The organism is Amycolatopsis sp., from assembly GCF_035276945.1.
Classification (GTDB): Bacteria; Actinomycetota; Actinomycetes; order Mycobacteriales; family Pseudonocardiaceae; genus Amycolatopsis_E.
In genome coordinates, this window is record NZ_DATELF010000007.1 from 1 (window position 1) to 4,327 (window position 4,327).

A 4,327-nucleotide genomic window follows, 5' to 3' on the forward strand; every position below is an offset into this window, starting at 1 on the left:
AGGCACAAGCATTACTGGCAACCTACGGACAAAACCGGTCGGCCGGTCATCCCTTGTGGTTGGGATCGGTGAAATCCAACATCGGGCACACCCAGGCAGCCGCCGGTGTCGCCGGCGTGATCAAGATGGTGTTGGCGATGCGCCATGCGACGTTGCCACGGACCTTACACGCGGACCAGGCCACAGACCGAGTGGACTGGACGGGCGGTGCGGTATCACTACTGACCCGCAGCACACCCTGGCCGACCAACGGGCAACCCCGCCGAGCAGGCATATCAGCATTCGGCATCTCCGGCACCAACGCCCACATCGTGCTGGAGGAGCCCCCGCGTCCCGAGGCGGCAGCGGGTCCCGCTCCGGAGACCGCCGGTGGTGCCCCGGCCGAACTACCCCCACCGATCACCGTGCCGTGGGTGATCTCCAGTGGCAACGAGGCCGGGCTGCGCGCGCAGGCTCGACGGCTGCGCGCGCACGTGTCCGTCCGCGACGACGTGGACCTCGTGGACATCGGGTACTCGCTGCTGACGACCCGCGCGGTGCTCCCGCACCGCGCGGTGGTGCTCGCCGAAGACCACACCGGCTTCCTCCGCGGGCTCACCGCGCTGGCCGACGCCACAGCACCGTCCGAAGAGGACCAGATCGGCGTGATCGAGGGTGTGGCTGGCCCCAGGATCGACCCGGTTCTGGTCTTTCCCGGTCAGGGCTCGCAGTGGCCCGGCATGGCCGTCGAGTTGCTGGACTCCGCACCGGCGTTCGCCGCCCGGATCGAAGACTGTGCCAAAGCCCTCGCGCCACACGTCGGCTGGTCCCTGCTCGACGTCTTGTGTGAACCGGATACCGCCCTGCTCGACCGGGTCGACATCGTCCAGCCCGCACTGTTCGCCGTGATGGTGTCCCTGGCTGTCCTGTGGGAGTCCCACGGCGTGCGCCCCGCCGCTGTCGTCGGGCATTCCCAGGGGGAGATCGCGGCGGCCTGCGTGGCCGGAGCGCTGTCCCTGACGGACGCCGCCAAGGTGGTGGCACTACGGGCGCGGGCGCTGGCGGAGCTGGCCGGAACGGGTGCCATGGCCTCCCTGGCGCTGTCCCCGCAGGAGGCGGCGGAGCGTCTCGCGCACTGGAACGAGCGCGTGTGGCTCGCGGCGGTGAACGGTCCACGTTCCGTCGTGGTCGCCGGGGAAACGGAAGCGCTGACCGCCGCGGTGGCGGAGTGCGCGGCGACGGGTGTGTGGACTCGCGTGCTCCCAGTGGACTACGCGTCGCACTCGCCACAGGTCCAGGCCGTCCGGCGGCGACTGCTCGAGGAACTGGCCGACGTGACTCCGCGCCCAGCGGCCGTGCCCCTGTATTCCACGGTGACGGGGGCGCCGATCGACACCTCGACGATGGACGCGGACTACTGGCATCGCAACCTGCGGCAGACCGTGCTGTTCGAGCAGGCGACTCGCGCGCTGTTGCGTGACGGACATCGGGCGTTCATCGAGTGCAGCCCGCACCCGGTGCTGGTGGTGGGCGTCGAGGAAACTGCCGCGGATGCCGGCGAGGACGTCGTCGCGCTCGCGTCGCTGCGGCGGGAGGACGGCGGAGCACGGCGCTTCCTCACCGCGCTGGCCGAGGCACACGTGGGGGGAATCCCCGTGACCTGGGACCCGGCGTTCACCGGGCGGGGCGCACGCCGGGTCGAGCTCCCCACCTACGCCTTTACCCGGCGGCGGTACTGGCTGGGCGACCATGACCGTGCGGAGCCGGACGACGCGTCGGTCGCCGTGCCGAGCGCCGACGAGGAGCGGTTCTGGGCCGCCGTCGAGCACGCGGATCTCGACACGGTCACGACCACGCTCGGCATCGACGGCGAGCAACCCTTGCGTTCGGTGTTGCCCGCACTGTCGGCCTGGCGGGTACGGCAGACCGAGCGTGCGACGATCCGGGACTGGCGCTACCGCGTCACCTGGACGCCGTTGCCCGACCCGCCCGCGGCGGAGTTGCCGGGGACCTGGCTCGTCGTGTGCCCCGCCGAGGGGCCGGATCCCGCCCTGGTCTCGGCGTGTTCAGCCACCTTGGGCGGCCACGGTGCGGCGGTGGTCCCCGTCTCCGCCCCTGTCGGCCGCGACCGCGCCGCGTACGGCCGGCTGCTGCGGGACTCGCTGCCTCCGGGCGAGCCGGTCAGCGGCGTGCTGTCCCTGCTCGCCCTGGACGAGCGGCCGCTGCCCGGCACACCCGCGGTGGCCGCCGGCTTGGCCGGCACGCTGCTGCTCGGCCAGGCCATGGGTGACGTGGGGATGGACGTGCCGCTGTGGTGCGTGACCCGGAAAGCGGTGTCCGTGGCACCCTCGGATCACGTGCTGTCCGCCGTCCAGGCGCAGGTGTGGGGTCTGGGACGGGTCTTCGGCCTGGAGCATCCGCAGCGCTGGGGGGGCCTGGTCGATTTGCCCGACGTCGTCGACGAGCGGGCAATGACCCGATTGGTCGCGGTACTCGCCGGTCTCGGCGGCGAGGACGAGATCGCGGTGCGACCCGCCGGTGTGTTCACCCGGCGGCTCACCCGGGCCGGCGGAGCGTCCACGGCGGACCAGCCGTGGCGGCCGGCGGGCACCGTCCTCGTCACCGGCGGCACCGGTGCGCTCGGCGCGCACGTCGCCCGGTGGCTGGCCCGGAGCGGCGCGGAACACCTGGTGCTGACCAGCCGAGCCGGTGCCGCGGCTGCCGGTGCCGCCGACCTCCGCGCCGAACTGGAAGTCCTTGGTGCCCGGGTCACCATCGCGGCCTGCGACATGGCTGATCGGGAAGCGGTCCGCGGGCTCGTCGAACGGCTCGACGGCGAGGGCACGGCGATCCGCAGCGTGATCCACACCGCCGGGGTGAGCCGGATGACCCCGCTGGCCGAGTTGGAACTCGGTGAACTCGCGGACCTCCTCGACGCCAAGGCGGCCGGTGCCCAGCACCTGGCGGAGGCGTTGGGCAGCCGCCCGCTCGACGCGTTCGTGTTGTTCTCCTCGGGAGCCGGCGTGTGGGGTGGCAGTGCGCAGGGCGCATACGCGGCGGCCAACGCGTTCCTGGACGCCTTCGCCGAGCAACGGCGTGCGGCCGGCCTGCCCGCGACGGCTGTCGCGTGGGGTGCCTGGGCCGACGGCGGCATGGTTTCCGGCGACGTCGGCGAGCGACTGCGCCGGCTGGGAATCCGGCAGATGGAACCACGCCTGGCGTTGGCCGCATTGGCCGGTGCCCTCGACCACGGCGAGACCACCCTCGTGGTCGCCGACATCGACTGGCAGACGTTCGTCCCCGGCTTCGTCGTGGCCCGGCGACGCCCGCTCATCGAGGATCTGCCCGAGGTCGGCCGCATCCTCGCTCCCGATGCGGGCGAACAGGCGGAGACCGCGCAGGTGGATGCCTCACCGTTGACGTCGCAGCTGGCCGGATTGACGGAACCGGAACAACATCAGCTCCTGCTCGGTCTGGTTCGCCGCCATGCCGCCGACGTCCTCAACTACGACGGACCACAGTCGATCCAGGCGGACCGGGCGTTCCGGGAACTCGGCTTCGACTCATTGGCGGCGGTCGAGCTGCGCAACCGGCTCAACGCGGCCACCGGGCTGCGGCTGCCGCCGACCGTCGTGTTCGACTTCCCCGCCGCGCAGGCGCTCGCGCGTCACATCGCCGAACTGCTCGGTATCCAGCGAGACGGTGTCGCGACCTCGCTCCCGACGGCAGCGCCGGTGACCCCCGCCGCTCGGGCGGAGGACCCCATCGCGATCGTCGCCATGGCCTGCCGCTATCCGGGCGGGGTCGAATCCCCGGAACAGTTGTGGCAGTTGCTGGTCCAGGAAAACGACGCGATCGGCGAATTCCCCGACGACCGCGGTTGGCCGCTGGACACGTTGTTCGATCCGACCGGGCAGCGGCACGGCACGACGATCACGCGCGAAGGTGGATTCCTCGCCGACGCCGCCGGGTTCGATGCCGAATTCTTCGGTATCTCGCCGCGCGAGGCCACCGCGATGGACCCGCAGCAACGACTCCTGCTGCAGACCGCGTGGGAGGTGCTGGAGCGCGGTCAGATCGATCCGACATCGCTGCGCGGCAGCGACACAGGCGTGTTCATCGGCGGTTTCACCCACGAATACGGGCCGCGACTGGACGAGGCGACCAGCGGCGCCGAGGGTTATGTGCTGACCGGAAGCGCGACCTCCGTGCTGTCTGGCCGGGTGGCTTACACGTTCGGGTTGCAGGGTCCGGCGTTGACGGTGGATACGGCGTGTTCGTCGTCGTTGGTGGCGTTGCATCTGGCCGTGCGGGCCTTGCGCAACGGAGAGTGCTCCCTGGCTCTGGC

Annotated in this window: 1 protein-coding gene; it reads left to right on the forward strand. The window is 71.5% G+C overall.

Annotated elements, in window-relative coordinates; translation table 11 throughout:
• Positions 1–59 precede the first annotated feature (59 nt).
• The coding region (locus tag VJT49_RS00825; protein WP_324162095.1) for an SDR family NAD(P)-dependent oxidoreductase at positions 60–4,327 on the forward strand (4,268 nt) is incomplete at its 3' end.